This window comes from Marinomonas phaeophyticola (assembly GCF_026966905.1).
Lineage (GTDB): Bacteria > Pseudomonadota > Gammaproteobacteria > Pseudomonadales > Marinomonadaceae > Marinomonas > Marinomonas phaeophyticola.
The window spans coordinates 239753-257861 of the sequence record NZ_JAPUBN010000010.1 but is presented as its reverse complement, the minus strand read 5'-3'; the positions used below and the strand labels follow the sequence as shown (position 1 = coordinate 257861).

At 39.7% G+C, this 18109-nt stretch carries 19 protein-coding genes; 10 read left to right on the top strand and 9 right to left on the bottom strand.

All coding sequences use genetic code 11. The features are described from left to right. Positions 1-198 precede the first annotated feature (198 nt). Positions 199-999, top strand: coding sequence for a response regulator (locus O1D97_RS03905; RefSeq protein ID WP_269122975.1), 801 nt, complete (start codon positions 199-201; stop codon positions 997-999). A gap of 21 nt (positions 1000-1020) precedes the next feature. On the opposite strand, the gene O1D97_RS03900 is transcribed toward O1D97_RS03905, so the two are convergent. Together O1D97_RS03900 and O1D97_RS03895 are read right to left on the bottom strand one after the other, a co-directional pair. Further along, a complete protein-coding gene (locus O1D97_RS03900; protein WP_269122973.1) occupies positions 1021-2127 on the bottom strand; it encodes a GGDEF domain-containing protein in 1107 nt (368 codons plus the stop codon). A 230-nt stretch (positions 2128-2357) separates the two neighbouring features. Beyond that, positions 2358-2786 carry a DUF4156 domain-containing protein gene (locus tag O1D97_RS03895; RefSeq protein ID WP_269122971.1) on the bottom strand — a complete coding sequence of 143 codons (429 nt, stop codon included), beginning with the start codon at positions 2784-2786 and terminating at the stop codon, positions 2358-2360. 192 nt (positions 2787-2978) lie between these two features. Between O1D97_RS03895 and O1D97_RS03890 the strand changes: the two genes are divergently transcribed. After that, the gene (locus tag O1D97_RS03890; RefSeq protein ID WP_269122969.1) at positions 2979-3164 is read left to right on the top strand and encodes a CPXCG motif-containing cysteine-rich protein; all 186 of its coding nucleotides are present in this window, start codon (positions 2979-2981) and stop codon (positions 3162-3164) included. 33 nt (positions 3165-3197) lie between these two features. Here the strand turns inward: O1D97_RS03890 and O1D97_RS03885 are convergent, their stop codons facing one another. Further along, a complete protein-coding gene (locus O1D97_RS03885; protein ID WP_269122967.1) occupies positions 3198-4097 on the bottom strand; it encodes a LysR family transcriptional regulator in 900 nt (299 codons plus the stop codon). A gap of 106 nt (positions 4098-4203) precedes the next feature. On the opposite strand from O1D97_RS03885, the gene O1D97_RS03880 reads away from it, so the two are divergent. After that, positions 4204-5331: an FAD-dependent monooxygenase gene (locus tag O1D97_RS03880; RefSeq protein ID WP_269122966.1), complete on the top strand. Its 1128-nt coding sequence runs from the start codon at positions 4204-4206 to the stop codon at positions 5329-5331. A gap of 264 nt (positions 5332-5595) precedes the next feature. Next, positions 5596-6498, top strand: a complete 903-nt coding sequence (locus tag O1D97_RS03875; RefSeq protein ID WP_269122964.1) for a homocysteine S-methyltransferase family protein — start codon at positions 5596-5598, stop codon at positions 6496-6498. A gap of 242 nt (positions 6499-6740) precedes the next feature. Here the strand turns inward: O1D97_RS03875 and O1D97_RS03870 are convergent, their stop codons facing one another. From O1D97_RS03870 to O1D97_RS03850, 5 genes are all read right to left on the bottom strand, one after another. Further along, positions 6741-6989, bottom strand: a complete 249-nt coding sequence (locus tag O1D97_RS03870; protein WP_269122962.1) for a hypothetical protein — start codon at positions 6987-6989, stop codon at positions 6741-6743. 129 nt (positions 6990-7118) lie between these two features. After that, a complete protein-coding gene (locus O1D97_RS03865; RefSeq protein ID WP_428981086.1) occupies positions 7119-7391 on the bottom strand; it encodes a zinc ribbon domain-containing protein YjdM in 273 nt (90 codons plus the stop codon). 187 nt (positions 7392-7578) lie between these two features. Next, on the bottom strand, positions 7579-7809 hold the full coding sequence (locus O1D97_RS03860; protein ID WP_269122960.1) for a hypothetical protein: 231 nt from the start codon (positions 7807-7809) through the stop codon (positions 7579-7581). Between the two features lie 350 nt (positions 7810-8159). Continuing rightward, on the bottom strand, positions 8160-8396 hold the full coding sequence (locus O1D97_RS03855; RefSeq protein ID WP_269122958.1) for an RNA recognition motif domain-containing protein: 237 nt from the start codon (positions 8394-8396) through the stop codon (positions 8160-8162). 112 nt (positions 8397-8508) lie between these two features. Continuing rightward, positions 8509-8934 (bottom strand): hypothetical protein, encoded by a 426-nt coding sequence (locus O1D97_RS03850; protein ID WP_269122956.1) that lies wholly within the window; start codon positions 8932-8934, stop codon positions 8509-8511. Positions 8935-9094: 160 nt separating this feature from the next. Between O1D97_RS03850 and leuS the strand changes: the two genes are divergently transcribed. The 4 genes from leuS to O1D97_RS03830 all read left to right on the top strand — a co-directional run bounded on the left by leuS (position 9095) and on the right by O1D97_RS03830 (position 13985). Further along, complete coding sequence (gene leuS, locus O1D97_RS03845; protein WP_269122954.1) at positions 9095-11542, top strand: leucine--tRNA ligase; 2448 nt, start codon at positions 9095-9097, stop codon at positions 11540-11542. Positions 11543-11685: 143 nt separating this feature from the next. Then, complete coding sequence (locus O1D97_RS03840; RefSeq protein ID WP_269122952.1) at positions 11686-12204, top strand: LPS-assembly lipoprotein LptE; 519 nt, start codon at positions 11686-11688, stop codon at positions 12202-12204. Positions 12205-12243: 39 nt separating this feature from the next. Further along, on the top strand, positions 12244-13272 hold the full coding sequence (gene holA, locus O1D97_RS03835; RefSeq protein WP_269122950.1) for a DNA polymerase III subunit delta: 1029 nt from the start codon (positions 12244-12246) through the stop codon (positions 13270-13272). Positions 13273-13325: 53 nt separating this feature from the next. After that, positions 13326-13985, top strand: a complete 660-nt coding sequence (locus O1D97_RS03830; protein ID WP_269122948.1) for a TIGR02466 family protein — start codon at positions 13326-13328, stop codon at positions 13983-13985. 214 nt (positions 13986-14199) lie between these two features. On the opposite strand, the gene O1D97_RS03825 is transcribed toward O1D97_RS03830, so the two are convergent. Then, a complete protein-coding gene (locus tag O1D97_RS03825) occupies positions 14200-14430 on the bottom strand; it encodes a hypothetical protein (RefSeq protein WP_269122946.1) in 231 nt (76 codons plus the stop codon). A 385-nt stretch (positions 14431-14815) separates the two neighbouring features. Here O1D97_RS03825 and O1D97_RS03820 point away from each other — a divergent pair, with 385 nt between their 5' ends. Together O1D97_RS03820 and O1D97_RS03815 are read left to right on the top strand one after the other, a co-directional pair. Then, positions 14816-15424, top strand: coding sequence for a flavin reductase family protein (locus O1D97_RS03820; RefSeq protein ID WP_269122944.1), 609 nt, complete (start codon positions 14816-14818; stop codon positions 15422-15424). A 19-nt stretch (positions 15425-15443) separates the two neighbouring features. Next, positions 15444-18065, top strand: coding sequence for a GDSL-type esterase/lipase family protein (locus O1D97_RS03815; protein ID WP_269122942.1), 2622 nt, complete (start codon positions 15444-15446; stop codon positions 18063-18065). The last annotated feature ends 44 nt before the right edge of the window (positions 18066-18109 follow it).

The window sequence follows — 18109 nt, the reverse complement described above, 5'->3', positions numbered from 1 at the left end:
TTAATGAATCATTATGACAAAGTATAGAAGCGCGTATTTTATGAGATAACCAGTGAATGAAGTTTGAAATATTGTTTCGTTTTGTAAAACTGCCAGTTTTATGATTCACTTTGAATGACTTTTATAGCATCCTCTAGAGATAGCCTCATATAACACCTCTTTATTAAGTTAATATTTTTTAACGTAAAGGCAAATTTAATGAAAAATGTTAGCTTTTTGATAGTTGACGATAGCCCGTCAGTTCGCTCCGTTGTAAAAAGCACCATCTATAACCAACTAGGCAGTCAGCGAATACTGTCTGCAGCAAATGGATTAGCAGCCAAGTTAATTCTTCAAAAGCAAGCCGTTGATATTATTATCTCTGACTTAGAAATGCCCCATTTGGATGGCTTTGAGTTGCTATCATTTATTAGATCTCACCCTAAATTAAAAAATACGCCCTTCATTATGATGACATCGGAAGATAGCAAGGATTTCGTAGTTAATGCTATCGAAAAAGGGGTAAATCAATATCTGGTAAAACCATTTACCACAGAGAAACTAGAAGATGCAATCCGTCGATCTTGGTACAGTGCAGAACAAAGACGTAATGCTCGTGTGTTTAACCTTCCCCCACATGAAATATCGTTAGTGTTTGATGAAGAATATACAACCAAGGGCACAATAAATAACATCAGTGTCTCAGGCATTTTGTGTGAACTGGATTACAGTGAAGCAATAAACTTGTTTGCTAGTTGCAATATTAATATCGTTGTAAAAATTAATGACAAAAAAACAGAGAGAGTAAAAACGCTCAACTGCAGAGTCATTCGTATTGAAGCACAAGATTTCAAAGACAAGCTCAGTAGAGGTTGCCGTGTCGCAGTGCATGTTGATGAGGAAGCTAACGCTGGTAAGACACTGAGATCTCTTAATAAATTAATGGACTCGCTAACAATGAAAGGCTTAAGTAACGACGTTTTTGAAGAAAAAAGCGAAGCAATAAAAGAAGAGTTTTAAAAAACCATTCAATTTTCTCCTTTAGACAGAGTACTGACTATAGGGAACCACCTTATTCCTGCCTGTATTTTTAGCCTGATACAAACATTTATCAGATAAGGTTATCGCATTGTGAATACTGATCAGAGGTGATATTTCACACACACCGGCACTTAGAGTGACATTGATTTTTTCACCGTCTTCAAGACTATATGGCGTTCCTTGAATTAATGTACATATAGATTCAACAAGATTAACCGCTGCATTTTCGTTTGTATCTGGCATCAGAAGCAGAAACTCTTCTCCACCCCAACGGGCCAATACATCACCGTCTCTAATGGCTGTCTTAGCCAGATAACTGACATGTTTTAGTATTTCATCACCGATATCATGCCCATAAACATCATTTACTCGTTTAAAATAATCAATATCACACAAAGCCAATGTCACACTTGAATCACTCTGTTTAGATTGATTGTTTTCCGAAGTCAATATTTCCCACATTCCTCTACGGTTTGTTAAGCGCGTCAATTCATCTTCTTTTGATTCAAGTTTATATTGCCGAGTAAGAGATTTTAGTTGCTCAAAAGATTTGTATCTTGATGCCTCATAGCAAATAGACAAGGCTGAACTCGCCAAAAACGCATAAATCATTCTACTTTTAAACTCGTAAGAATATTCGGTCGTTAATAAAAGGTCATCTGGAAACAGCAACAGCACGCAAATCACAATGAGAAAAATAACATTATAGACAACCCCAATTTTAAGCCCGAAAAATGCTAAGGCCACAGGAGGGATGATGAATATCCAAAGAGGACCACTATTATTTAATCCTCCTGTACACACTAAATATGCACCGAATAACAACACTGCCACCAAAGAAATATGACGTACAGCGTTATGCAAATGCGCATACTTATTTGAGTTAATGATTAGATAGGAAATTAAAAGAGAAGAACAAACAATAAACAGAACAAAAGAAAGGTAATAATCAGATAAGAATAAGGAATTAATAAAGAATATAAAACTCAATAACGAACCAATGCTACCGAACAAACCAGCTAAGATCCGAGGATGATTATCCTCGTCTATGTCAGCACCACCACCTATACTGAAGCGCTTCGCAATTGACTTTAGTATTTTTTCCAAACCCTTAACGCTCCCGGAAATTATTTGGTTAAAAGTAACGAAACCTATCATGGGCTTTTCAAAGAGAATCTAGCGGTACAAAGCCTTAAATTAGAACAGTATTTCACCAGCAAAGGCGCTTGTCTAGAATACCTCAGCATTACCTTTTACTTATTCGCCATAAGACACATCGTCATCATTACTTATCAAATTGTATTTAGCTAATTGCAGTTCAACGTATCACACCAAGGTTAATCTACTAGATTAGGTTGATAATAAATAGCGGTCCCTATCGCTTCCGCGGTTGGGAAAGAGAAACTAGAGCCAAAAGACGTTCTTACTCCACTAAGGCTACCAATACCTAAACCGATACTCGATCCAAGACCTCGAAAGGATAATTGTGTCACTTCCTCCAATATAACACCATTCGCACCTATCTTAGCGGCCTGGTTTTTGAGCTCTTTAATGGCTTTTTCTTTCCTTGCTTCTTCCGAGAAGCCCTTATCACTCGATGCTTTCACTATCCCAATGACTTCATAGGAAAATACAGGAGCAGTTTCAAAGAAAAAAACTTGACTCTCTTCAATTTCCGGTCTTGATTTACCTGTCACCACATGAGCCCCAGACGCACAGCCAAATAAAAACGTAGATAATAGCAACACGGATACGTATTTCATCATTATACTAATCCTAATTTGCGAAACTTACTTTATAACAATGTTACACAAAGACCCTGTATGCAGATAGCTAAAAGTATACGGCATCAAAAAGAACGACTATTTGCTATGATTTAGTCAAATAACAAGAAGCTCGTTTCTAAAGCAATCAGCTAACTCCACGATATATCTAAAACATAAACAAGAGATACTCACATGAGCGAATTACTAGAAAAAGACATATCTTGCCCATACTGCGGGGAAATGATCGAAGTATTAGAAGACAGCCAAGAATACATCGAAGATTGTCAAGTTTGTTGCCGTCCTATCGTCTTCCATATAAACTCCGCATTTGATGGATCGCCCTCTATTTCCGTACATTCAGAAAACGAGGTTTATTAATCTTCAATCTCCCAGCAAGTTTTGAATGAGCAACTAAGCAAGTGGTTCATTCAACCCCGCTAGAGCTAGAATCAAATAGTCTAAAAACACGTTCACCTTTTCTAGAGGGTATTTTCTTCCAGAATAAAACGCGTATAACACAAGATCTTCTGGCTCGCAATCCAACTCGATTTTAATCAGTGATCCATCTTCAATATTCTCTTGACATGAATGAACTGGCAAAATAGCAAAACCAAGCCCTTTCAACGCCGCGACTTTCGCCAGATTACCACTGTTCACCTTATAGCTGGATTGTACCTGAATAACGTGGTTCTGCTTGAATCGCCAAGGCATACCCTGTAAAACAGACAAGCTGGTAATACAGGGGCTATTACGCAATTCATCTAAAGAACTAGGCTCTGAATAACGTTGAAGCAAGCTAGGTGAAGCCACCACACAACTCGGCCATCGTAATATCTCTTTCGCTACCCACCCGGAATCTTCTAATAATCCACGACCAAAACGCAATACCAGATCAAATCCCTCTAATAAACCTTCAGATGGATTTAACTGGGTATCACAGCTCAACTGTATCTGGGGATATTTCACACAAAAGTCGATTACCGCATTCCCAAGAAATGGGAGATCTGGCATAATGATCTTCAAACTCCCTGATAATGAATCCCCCTGTAAAGAGACGTCCTCCAATACATCATCCATGGCTTGTATCAATGGCATGATAGATTGATACAGCTGCTTTCCAGCTGTTGTTGGATGCATTTTACGTGTCGTTCGCTCTAACAATCGCACTTTCAGTTGCTGTTCCAGTAAAGCAACATGCCGGCTGACATTAGAGGTAGGTAATTGAAGCTGCTCGGCGGCTAGCTTAAAACTCAGCTTGCTATAAACCATTCGATAACTAAGCAACCACTGAAGCTCCACTCGATTAATCATTAACTCTCTCATTAAATGGGATAAACAAGACAATCTTACCCTATTTATCCTGAACAATCGTTTTGTCACACTTATTTAAAGTTAATTACTGAGAGGGGATGATGAGATGAGTAATACAAAACACATTGCTATTGTGGGCGCAGGCATCGCTGGGATAGCTTTAGCAATACTCGCGACAAAACAGGGCCATAAAGTCAGCTTATTTGAACGAAATAGTTTAACCTCAAATATAGGAGCCGGTATTACCTTATGGCCTAATGCCCTCTTTGTACTCCAGCAAATGGAATTAGCGAAAGAGGTTATCACTATGGGAGGCGCACCTCACTTTATGCATCAATTTAATCAATATGGGGTAAAACAAGGTGTATTGGACATTAATACGGCGAGCACACTGAGTGGCTTTCCCAGCGTTACCCTATTACGTCGTGACTTTATGAACATCATGGTGAGTGAACTCAACCGTTTAAAAATAAAGACTGACGTGAATCGCACTATAACCACTCAAGACCTTGATGATTTTAAATTACAATTTGATTTAGTCGTCGGTGCTGATGGACGAATGAATTCAATTGTACGTCAATCGCTCTATTCTGAAAGGGGGATCCCACGTTATCAAGGCTTCATTAATATTATTGGTACCAGCCCACTTAAACAGCCGCCATCAGACATAGCCATTTGTGACTTTCGTGGTGAAAAGCAACGCTTTGGTATTGTTCCCATCAAAAATAATCAGTGTTTTTGGGCTGGAGCCTGGAATACGAACATAGATAAAACCAGACCACTCTCTTCTTGGCATGAAGAGATGAATCAGCGTTTTCAACACTGGCCAAAGCCGGTACGAGATGTATTGAAAGCTTACGATAAAACCTCCCTTAATCACCTATTTGTTCACGACATCAACCCACTACCTTATTGGCACAAAGGGAATGCGCTCATTATTGGTGATGCGGCACATGCCTCCTTACCCACATCAGGTCAAGGCGCTAGTCAAGCATTAGAAGATGCCTGGCACCTTACTCAAACGTTACGAGAACACCTTGATTTAGAGCAAGCCCTACACGCTTTTTATCAACTTCGGATCCGCAAAACATCAGCCTCTCAATCTATTGGGAGACAATTAGCACAGCAAATATTCTCACTCTCTGTCGAGAACACAGAACTCCCAGCAAGCATCTTAACGACCCCACCGGAGGCTTTAAGTCAGTTCTGGATGCAAGGGCTCGAGAGTCGATAATGCTTCCTTAACGATATAATAAAGGACATTCATGCCATTATTTTATAATGTCTAACAGGTTAGCCTCACCTCTGAAATAAGAGGCAACTATTCTATCTAGTCCAACTTAAATGAACTTAATGGCATGAAATAATAGTGTAGAAAAAATGCACTTTTGCTTATGGGTTGAAATCCCTTCACGCTTACCTGGAAGAAACTCTATTACGATTTTGATTATTTTATGGTTGAATAGCCGCCTCTAATTTACTTATATATAAATTGATCATGAAAAAACCAATAATATTAGATGGTGGAATGGGCCGAGAGTTAAAGCGCATTGGCGCGCCATTCTCACAGCCATTATGGAGCGCTCAAGCGTTAATAGAAGCACCTAATTACGTTTCTCAAGCTCACCAAGGCTTTATTGATGCGGGTGCGGAAATTATCACGGCGAACAGTTATGCTTGTGTGCCATTCCACCTTGGAGAAACACGTTACCGACAACAAGGTGCAGATTTAGCCCAACAAGCAGCTAGAATTGCTAGAGAAATGGCCAACAAGTCGAAAAAGAAGGTTTTAGTCGCGGGATCTCTACCTCCTGCGTTTGGCTCTTACCGCCCTGATTTGTTTGAGAGTGAACGTGCTCATGATATCTTGAGCACTTTGTTTACAGCCCAAGATGAACATGTTGATTTATGGATTGCTGAAACCATCTCTAGCATTAAAGAAGCTCAAGCAATAATTCATCTACTTAAAGACTCAACAAAACCTTGTTACTACGCATTTACGTTGAGTGATGACGTTGAAACATCCGCAAGCCTTCGTTCAGGTGAATCGGTATTCAACGCGATTGAAGCAATTATTACCGAGAATGTCGACGGCATTTTATTTAACTGCTCTATTCCTGAGGTCATTGAGCACGCTCTACGGGAGACAAAAAAAGTGCTGGTTCAACATAATAAAAAAATCCCTATCGGTGCATTTGCCAATAGCTTTACACCAATCCCAATGGATCACCAAGCCAACTTGAGCGTACAAGATTACCGCTATTTATCCCCTCAAGAATACGTAGAATTTGCAAAAATATGGCATCAGCTTGGAGCAAGTATTATTGGAGGCTGCTGTGGTATTGGACCTGATCACATTGAAGCGCTAGTGCGGTGGAGAAACGGGCTCGAAGACGGCTAGTCCCTAAATAACGGGGCTGACTTTGGGTTTCTACCCAGCCAATTAACAGGTTTAATAGCAACCTTTTTTATCATCAGAGATCAATTCAATCACAGAGCGATCTGTGTGGTTAGTTTACATTAAAGGCGGGGGAAGCAAGCCCTTAATCGGCTTTTACCCTTCTTTGAAGCACACTTTCTAAGGCGAAATATTGATTAAAAAACATAACTTACTAACACTTTAAGCTATCCTTTACATTCTCTTTAATGGACATTATTCGGCCCTTTACGAACCAAGTCTTTACCATTATCAAAAACATCTTGTGTTACCCAACGGCCTAATAACAACTTATGGTTATCATCTAGCACAGCGACAAATGGTCGACCATTGGAGTTGTTCGTTGCCAATGCGATGCCTCCAACATTGTTTAAACCCAAACCACCATTTTCTATTATCAGAAGAAACGTTTCTAACTCGTCTAGTGTTTCAATTACATCATTTTCGTTAATCATTAAATTGTTCTCATTAATACTGTAAAATACTTAGGATACCTGTTGTTACTACTTCATAAAAGAAACCCTACGCTTTTTTTACTTACTTAGCGGTCACCATCATCTCGCAGACACCATCAATTCTACAATTTAATTGGTGAATTGTGTTTCGTAAATACGTTTAATCACGGCTTTCGTACTAATTTTAACCAGCTGAGGGCTCCCCTTCACTTTTAAATCTTTGATAAAGAGCGTTTTATTGCCCGTTTCTAACAATACCCTATTTGAATCTTTTATCTGCAACATCGTCTCCTTTGCAGCCTCGATGTAGTTCCACTCATAAGCGCATTCAGGGAAAATAAGCCGTGCTTGATCTTGGTAAACGTATTCTGATTTACCGTTCGGACAGGCAGGTACAGACATAATATATCCTTCATCAACAATGAATTTTGTTGTAATCGTAACGGGGAGGGGTTATGTAAGAATAGAGGGGGACTGAACTCTACTATGGCGACTACTGAACTAATATAGTATGTCGAAAACATCAATCAAAACCCATTAAAAAATATATTTTAATGGTGTGGGTGACCTATATCTCCTTTTCTGTGATTTATGACGCACCAGCCATAACCCCAAAAAGGATAAAAACCAAGCCCACTAGCTGAATGAATACCGGTCGTTTTGAAACATCCCAATGAAGGAATACAAACACCAAAGAAATAGGACTAATAATAAGACAAGCAATCCCCCATATTATACTCATCTTGAATGTTTCAATAATGAACAGCAGCCCACCAGCAATAACGATTAGGATACCGATAATAACCAATATACTTAACATTTTTACTATCCTTGTAGGCTAACAATATTCAAATAACATACCGTTTATTGTTTAATAATCAGCCTCTGTGTTATTCCATCTATCAACAGCATATTGTTTATTAAAAATATTTCTACAGCATCTTGTTATTTGATACTAAAACGTTTCATCAATACTTTCCACTAGAAAACGAACAAGATTTGATTCACAAGAACCGGAATAACTGACGTAAAAAGCAGTCGTTATAGAAAAGACAGAACCCAAAACAATTTGAAGATGCTGGAGCGTTTATCGATCTGAAGACATGAACCAAATTGATACCTTCCCTTAATAGATAAGGGGAAGGTATCAATAAAGCGTTGTGTTTAGGATTACTGAGAAATTTTAACTCGGATGCGACTTTTATCAACCATGGCTTCATGTAGATTAGAGATGGCTTTTTGAGCTTGGTCGTCATTTGGCATTTCAACGAAGGCAAAACCTTTTGATTTACCAGTCGTTTGATCTAATACGAGATCGCATGAATCGACATCGCCATGAGCCGAGAATAAATTGCGGATTTCTTCTTCGCTGGTTGAGCGAGAAAGGTTACGAACTAAAAGTTTCATAATGAGCCATTGGTGTGTGAATATGATTTGAATTGTCTCACATATTCGCTATACACCAAGTGATTTTATGTATTTTCCTGAAATTATTAACCTGCCCACCATATAGAGACAATCAGTGCCCTGAAAAAATGCCGTAATGACAAATTGGACAAGTAACCAAGGCATCCCCTTCTTTTTCTATTTCTTGCTCATATTCACAAGACAAGCAAATATAAGTACCAACACCGCACTCTGTTCCCGCAATATAACACTCAGCAAGTGGCACAGGGTTATGGTTAATATTATCCACTAGCCAGAGCAAACCGACATCTTCAATCTCGTCAATTTCTTCTTTGACATGCTTACCTTGAGACATAATGGTTTTCCAATTCGCGTCAACCCAAGCTTCCATATACGCCATTTTATGGTGCCAATAGTTTTTCATTAGCTCAGCGTCTTCCAGCAACCAATTCTTCGCTCCGACTAAGGTTTTTTTCGTTTCTTCAACAAAATTGCCATTTTCAGTATTGTTATGGTCATCTTTTTTACCTGAATTCATAACTAGCCCCTTATCTGCCTTCTCATTAGTCACTCATCCCTATAAAATAGCACTATTTTCAATCCTGTTGTCTCTTACGTTAAGAGCTCTGTTTATTAGAGTCTAGAACAATTTAACGTAAAGTCACTTTATTAGTCGTTCATGGGAATAAATAAAGATCATGCAAGAACAGTATAGTCCTAAACAAATAGAACAAGCCGCGCAATCCTTTTGGGATGAGAACAAAGTATTTAAAGCCGTCGCAGACGTCAACAAAGAGAAGTTCTACTGCCTGTCTATGTTCCCATACCCGAGTGGCCGTCTACACATGGGCCATGTTCGAAACTATACCATTGGGGACGTCATTTCACGTTACCAACGCATGCAAGGTAAAAACGTCATGCAACCAATGGGCTGGGATGCATTTGGTCTACCGGCAGAGAATGCCGCCATTAAACACAAAACAGCGCCAGCAAAATGGACAACAGAAAACATTGCCTACATGAAAAGCCAATTGAAAGAGCTTGGCTTCGGTTATGACTGGGATCGTGAAGTCGCAACTTGTACACCAGAATACTACAAGTGGGAACAATGGTTCTTTACTCAATTGGTTGAAAAAGGCTTAGCTTATAAAAAAACGGCGGCGGTAAACTGGTGTCCCGAAGACCAAACAGTTCTTGCTAATGAACAGGTTGAAGATGGTGCTTGCTGGCGTTGTGGTACCACTGTAGAGAAAAAAGAAATTTCTCAATGGTTTATCCGTATCACCGATTATGCTGAAGAATTGTTAAACGATCTAGATCAATTAGACGGCTGGCCAGAAAAAGTAAAAGCCATGCAGCGTAACTGGATTGGTCGCTCTCAAGGCCTTGAGTTCAGTTTTGGTATTGAAGGACGTGATGAACGCGTTTCTGTTTATACCACACGCCCAGATACCATCATGGGGGTAACTTATGTCGCGGTAGCAACACAGCACCCTCTTTCCCTTGAAGCGTCTGAATCTAATGTGGAATTAGCGAATTTCATTGCGGAAAGTAAACTGATGTCCACAACAGAAGCGGACATGGCGACTGTTGAAAAACGAGGTATGGATACAGGTTTTAAAGCTATCCATCCTGTAACGGGAGAATCTGTACCAGTGTTTGCCGCTAATTTTGTCTTAATGGATTATGGCTCTGGTGCGGTAATGTCTGTTCCAGCTCACGATCAACGGGATTTTGAGTTTGCGAAAAAATATGATTTACCCATTAAGCAAGTCATCCAGCCAGCGGGTGACGAATCTATTGATATGGAAGCAGCGGCCTTTACTGAAAAAGGCGTACTTTGTAATTCTGGCGAATTCGATGGCTTAGATTTTGAAGCGGCGTTTTCGGCTATTTCAACCTGGATGTCTGAAAAAGGCTTAGGTGAAATCAAGGTAAACTATCGCCTACGCGACTGGGGAGTAAGCCGCCAACGTTATTGGGGTACACCCATTCCAACCATCAACTTAAAAGACGGCTCAGTTGTGCCCGTTCCAGCAGATCAATTACCTGTTGAACTTCCAACAGACGTCATAATGGATGGAGTTAACTCCCCTATCAAAAACAACCCTGCCTTTTCTTCCATTATGTTCAATGGGGAAGAAGCAGAGCGTGAAACGGATACTTTTGATACCTTTATGGAATCCTCTTGGTACTTTGCTCGCTACTGCTGCCCAGATTCAAAAGATGCCATGCTAACAGAAGAAGCCAACTACTGGCTTCCTGTTGACCAATATGTCGGCGGTGTTGAACACGCTATTCTGCATTTATTGTACTCACGCTTTTTCCATAAATTGTTGCGCGATGCAGGCTTAGTCAATTCGGATGAACCATTCAAACGTCTATTGACGCAAGGTATGGTGAATAAAGATGGCACTAAGATGTCTAAATCAAAAGGTAATACCGTTGACCCTCAAGAAATGATTGAGCGTTACGGTGCCGATACAGTGCGTTTATTCATTATGTTCAGTGCTCCACCAGAGCAGTCTCTTGAATGGAATGATTCCGGTGTCGATGGGGCTTCACGCTTCTTACGCCGTTTATGGGCGCTTTGCTATCGCCACACCAATGCTGGAGAAGTAGGCTCTTTAGATATTGCGTCGTTATCAGGCGATCAAAAAGCATTGCGCCGTAAAACGCATGAAACCATTGCCAAGGTAACGGACGATATAGAACGTCGTCAAACCTTCAATACGGCTATTTCTGCCGTTATGGAATTGTGTAATGACATCAGCAAATTTGAAGATACATCACCTCTAGGGTTAGCGGTTGTTCAAGAAGCGCTTGAGTCTGCTGTGTTATTGCTGTCGCCTATCGTGCCTCATATTGCCCATCAACTTTGGGCGGAATTAGGTCACAATGACAACGTAGTGAATGTTGATTGGCCGACACTAGATGAATCGGCTTTGATAAAAGATGAGCTAACTATCGTGGTTCAAGTACTTGGTAAAAAACGTGCCGAAATGACAGTTTCAGCCAATGCCGATAATAAAGAGCTTGAAGCCGCGGCTTTAGCTCACCCAAATGTCAGTAAATTTATTGAAGGCAAAACCGTACGTAAAGTGGTGGTGGTACCGGGTCGCCTAGTGAATATCGTCGCTAACTAAAATACAGTTTCGCACCCTTTTAGTTTCGTATCTTTGTTTTAAATAGGTGTTATCAACCATAAAGGGTCTCACTCTTTATGGTTGATTTTAATTCAAAGTTAGACACACCGATAACGACTTATTATGGCTACAGGAATAATCGTATGATCTCTAATTATCTTTGGGCCACTCGCCTTTCAATGGTATTGGCATTCACCTTTATCCTTTCCGCCTGTGGCTTTCACTTACGAGGTTCAACTCCGATCTCACCAGCTTTACAAAATATCGTAATCAATTCTCAAAGCGGTCTCATCGTTTTTGACCAAGCCCTAAACAGTGCATTACGTCGTGCAGGCATTAATGTGGTTAATTCAGGCACCCCAGCAACGGGCGACGCATTTGAATTAATGGTGAATCCTTTGTCTTCTCAGGAAACTATTCTCGGTACCGCGAGCAATAACGATGTGCTGCAACTAGAGCGTCAATTAACAACGCATTACTTTATCCGTCAAGCGAATGGAAAATCGCTGTATGGCCCGAGACGTATTTCAACAAGCAAACTCTTTACCGAGCAAGATGCCAGTGTTAATACCAAAGAGGCTTCGGATGCAGACGCGCTTAATGACATGGCGGAAGATCTAGCCGAAAAGCTTCTATTAGATTTGTCCTATGCACCACTTTAATCCGTCATTAATCGTCTTGAAAAGCGAGTACTGTCTCCGATGAAAGTTAGAGCGGATCAGCTAGGCAATACACTATCAAAACAACGTCACCCAATTTATATTGTTGCTGGTGACGAAGTTTTACTATGTCAAGAAGCCGCTGACACCATTCGTCAGTATCTTATGCGAGCGGGCGACATAGAAGAAAGGCTTAGGTTTATTGCCGACAACCAGTTTGATTGGCAAGAAGTGATTCAAGAAACCCAAAGCTTGTCATTATTCTCATCTTGCCGATTATTTGATATTCAAATCGATAAAATGGGGGAGAAGCACACCAAAGCGCTAACGCAATTAGCGCAAGAATTATCCCAAGATCAAGTAATATTATTAACTCTGCCAAAGTTAGATATGCGAGTTCAGAAAAGTAAATGGTTTACTTCCTTAGAGAAGCAAGGTGTCTTTGTTCAAATTTGGCCCATTGATGCCAATCGTCTACCTCAGTGGTTACAACAAAGAGCCCACTCTATAAGTTTAAACTTATCAAGAGAAGCGGCCACATTACTTTGTGAACGAGGGGAAGGTAATTTACTGGCCTTGTCTCAAGAGTTAGAAAAGCTACTGCTTATTCATGGAGAAAATGCGAAGTTAACATTAGACATGATAATGGATTCCGTTGCCGACAGCAGTCGCTATTCTGTTTATGATTTAAGCGATCGACTGTTAATGGGAAAAGTACGAGATGCGCTACATTGTCTGGACAATTTATTTGCTGAAGGCATTGAGGAAAATATTGTTCTTTGGTTAATTAACCGAGAAGTAAATACCCTCGCACAATTAATGGCCGACACCACTGACATGAGCTTTCATCAGGCGTGCCAAGCACAGAAAATCTGGGACAAGCGAATTCCATTTTACGAATCTGCCTATAGCCGTCACAACCTAACAACCCTACGTTACATGCAGAACTATTTAGCTTTGATGGATAAAAAAATCAAAGGGCTAGAGGGGCCAGACATTAAGACAGGCTTTCGTAATCTAGTAATGATGTTGTGTGGTGTTAAACCCACACCAACAGAACTCGATATTTAACATTCCTATGACACTTTATTGTACTAACCATTTTTAGGATTCTACATACCTCTATGCAACTTGTGACCCCCACTATTGAAAACATAAGCACTTGGACAACGCCTATCTTTGTGGCAAATAATGCAGACCATGAGTTTCTAAAGGATGAATTACTGCGCTTCGTTTATCAACAACAACAGAAACAAACTACAAATGTAGCAAGTCAAGTTGCTGTAGAAGCAAAACACGCACTATTCGAAAGTGAATTAACTTTTTTAGAACATGCTCACCCTGAAGTAATGGAACTACGACGTATATTCGAGGAACTAGTCGCGGAAGTTGCCTTTGATGTAAACCGTCACGCTTGGCCTAATGAAGTAGAAGTTGAGGCTAATGTCATTGAGTCTTGGTATCATATTACCCAAAATGGGGGTTACCATGATGCCCATTCCCACCCGAATTGCTCTTGGTGCGGCATCTATTATCTTGATCCAGGCGACGCTTCCCTTGAAGGACGCAATGGCGTAAATCGCTTCTATGATCCTAGAGTCAATGCGGCCCATTATACAGATGCAGGAACGGCTTATTTGGGAACTCAAGGCTATTGGGACTTTGAACCAATTGAAGGCCAAATGGTCATTTTCCCTTCCTATCTAAAACACTCTGCATTGCCCTACTTTGGTGATAAAGACCGTGTTGTCATTGCCTTTAATTGCATCGTCGATATTTATTAACGTAGAACTCAAACTTAGAGCGACGATTCGTTTTAACTCATCCTAAAACGAATCGGGTTAACCTCTTCTCCGTATCAAAACCATCAATCAGATACAGAGTGGTGATTCAATTTTTTACGATACATCCTGTTGACTGTAATACACTACTTCAAGGCGATCGTTAAAGCGTTCCTCCCGCAACCGATGAAAGTGCCTTAATGCCTCTTTCCTGCCATCACTTAAAGACTAGGTACAGTTTACTGACTTTACTCGAAAAAGTTCGATTCATTCTAGAATATTTAGACGTATCGATTAAAATGGGCTTTCCTATGGACTTCAATAACCTTTCAGCCGAAGAAACGTAGGCCTCAGGATCGGATTCACTAAACGTTAAATACTCGTCGAGTGTTATGTCCTCTTTTCTTTGAGCATCATAGCGAGAATGGAGATGATCAAATATACTCATTATAATGTCCCCAAAGCCATTGCGATAAAAAAATACTTTGGTCTATATATCAAATTCTATTAAAAACAACACAGAGGGTACACCACAATCATTTGACGTTTGCTCTCTTTTGCTTTTACACAAGCCACTTTATAGATTGAGTACAGAAATAGATTTACTCAGGTAGTTTTTTGAAAATACGAGTAGAGGGCCCTAATATGGGTCATAACTAATTGACCTATAATTACTTACCCCATTGTAGTGCATTTATTCAAAATATAAGTTTAACGTTTATTTACGCTTTTCAGGTAATAACAATTAATACCTCAGTAACCATTGATCTTTTTATTAAGATAAAGAATAGTAATCGAACTTAGATTTACAGACGAATACTTGGATTAACGATATGTTTTTTAACTTTGACGACCTAACCGCAAATCAACGATATCACTTAATCACTCAAACGGTTATGCCAAGGCCTATTGCATGGATTTTGACCAAAAATGATTCCGGCAATCTTAATTTAGCCCCTTTTTCTTATTTCAACGCCCTTGGTTCAGACCCAGCACTACTGGTTGTCTCTATTGGTAATAAATCGGCAATACTCGGCAAAGATACTAAAGTAAACCTTCTTCGAGAGAAGGAATGCGTTTTGCATATTCCTTCAGAAGAATTAGCTGAAGCCGTCAACATGAGCGCCTCGTCTTTCGCTTATGGAGAGTCAGAAATTACTCAATGTGGCCTCAACTTAGACCCGTTTACAGAAACACTACCTCGGGTATCTGAAGCAAAAATTGCGCTACACTGTCGTCTTTATGATATCCACCCGGTGGGAAACTCATCATTTGATGCCGTTTATCTCGAAATTTTAAGTATGTATGTAGAGAATGAAGCGATATCGCAGGAAGGCAATCATACTTTTGTAGACAGCACGAATATTAAGCCGTTAGGAAGACTTGGCGGCAATGACTTTGCGGCATTCGGTGGCAAAATCACAATTAAACGACCATCTTAATTATTACTAAGGAATCTCTATGGATGTTGCAAACACCGTTAGACAGTTGCCATTTTTAGAAAATGCGTCCGAATCCATTATCGAAAGCATTACTTCGATGGCAAGACTGGTCACACTTACTCAAAACAATGTTCTTATAAAGCATTTTGACCCAGGTAATACTCTGTATTTTTTAATTGAAGGTAAACTTTCTATTTCCATCCCGTCTAAAGAAACAAGCGAGGAACACGAAGTAGGTACTATCAGTGAGATTTATACACCTATTGGATGGTCAGCATTACGTTACCCTTCTCGTTATGCAACTACCTTTACGACTTTAGAAAACACAACTTTGATTTCTTTGCCGATACTTGAATTAAAAACATTGCTTGATGAAGAGCTTGAGTTTGGCAACCACTTTTTACATTTTGTTTACCAAACTTGTTTATCTGTTTTGGCCGATATTCAGAACAAAACCAAACCCTTCTTCTCAAATGAGTCTTTGGCTTTTGATGAAACACGTCCTTTTAATAAAGAAGGCGTGTCAAGCCATAACCTCCTTAAAGCACAAGAAGTACTAGCAGCGTCACCTTTTTTCGAAGGATTTACAGAAACTAACATTCATCGCTTTGCTAAATCATCATTACAATTGTTAGTTCATCAAGGCGATATAATAAGTCAACAGAACCAATATGCCGACGGACTCTATGTACTGTTAAATGGGAAAGTGATCGTTCGATATCAGACTGAAACAGGCGAGATCATCACGACTCGAACTATTTCCCGTAAAAGTGCGCTTTTAGGTTGGTGTACCACGGATGAAGATATTCTTAATAGAACCTCTATGATTGCCTCTAGAGACAGCACCATTCTCTACATTTCCAGAGAACACATTCGAAAAATTCTATTATCTGATCAAGCACTCAATTTAAAGTATTGGTATCGTCTAATATGGCTAGTAGGAACGCATCTACTCGCTGCTCGTATGCGTTATCTATCCCAAGCGTCTAATAATGAAGTGTTCTCCGTTACCAATGTGGTTGAGCAAAATGCCGCTTTACTTCCCGTCACTTCACCTCTTTATAAGATTGGCAAACTACTAAAAAGCCCTGTCACTACGGATGAAGCCTTTGGGTTGCTGTATAAAAGCCTTCACTTTGGAAATACTCTCGAGCGTACTATATCTGGAATGTGCTTAGACATACTAAGAGATGTACAAAGGGAGAATGGCTTTTACAGGCATCTACAAAGAACCTATGACGATATTACGCAATTACCAAGCGATACGCCCGCAACGGACGTACGTAGAAAAAGTGTTTCCCTCTTTGATCAAGCTTTTCAACAAGTGCCTTATGTCATTAAAGGCCTTGAAAATCTCCCTAAAAAGCCAGGAAGTTTATTTATATATAATCATTTAAACCATTCTGCGAGCACTTGCTTACCTAACGGTTTTCAATTTCCTATTGATGCTCAATTTATTAGCAGCATGATTATTGATAAACAATATGGTGTTTCAGGTATCCGAGTAGTGAGAAGAAGTCAAAAAGATGAGTATTGGCGTGATGATTATTATAAGCGATTTGGTAACTTATTTGTTAACTCGTGGGAATCACTTAGCTCTGATGAAGAATTAAATCAACTCTTTATCCAAGCGGGTCAAGCCGCATTAAAATCAAATACACCATTGTTAATTGCTCCAGAAGGCACAGGCTTTAGTACTGATGAGTCCCCCGGATTAATGCGGACACCTATATTTAATCTTGCCGCATCAATGGGAGCCGAAGAACCTTGGATAGTTCCTATTGCCGTTGCAAATTTCGACAAACGAGTTGACCATACAGTTTACTCTGTTGTCATTAAACCTGCGTTTAAATTGTCAAGTAAGGTGGACATTAGCAATGTTGAAGAAGTTGCCGCTTTTGTAAAGGAATACCAATCCACTTTTAGAGGCTATGTTGAAGAAGCCATTCAATTAGCTGAAGCAATTAGTGCGACTCCAGATTTAAGTTATCAAGAAGGATACCGCTCTAATGTCAAAAAGCTTAACCAACTTGAGGTTGAATTTGAGTCAGATGTCCGTGAACTTGAGTTCAGATTGGCTCAGAAGCCTTATGAAGATAACCCAGTTGCATTTTATGGTTCTACTACCATTCGTAACTGGCCTGAGCTTACATCGCAATTAGGCCGTAACGATATAATCAATTTAGGCTTTTCAGCCGCCACACTAGAATCTTGTGTTTATTATTTTGAACGGATTGTGTTACCTCAAAAGCCACGATCTTTAGTTTTATATGCCGGTGACAACGACATAGGTAATTTACATAGCAGTAATCGAGTTCTTGAGCTATATATAGAGCTACTACAAAAAGTAGACTCTCATTTACCTCACATACCTGTGACCATCATTAGCATCAAGCCTAGCCCTTCCAGATCCCAACAGTACGACACGATCGTTAACACGAATGAGAGTCTAAAGCGCTTAGCGAAAACAAGGCCAAATACTCAGTATGTGGATTTATTCTCACTATTATTGGATGACGATGGAAAGATTAAAACGAACTTATTTGAAGATGATTTACTTCACCTAAACGCGCGAGGTTATAAACTCTGGTCAAAAAATTTGAAATTCTTACAAAATTTTATCTTTGATAGCAACTCGTAACTCGAAAAATTGATACACTATTCAGCAAGATAATAAATTAAATA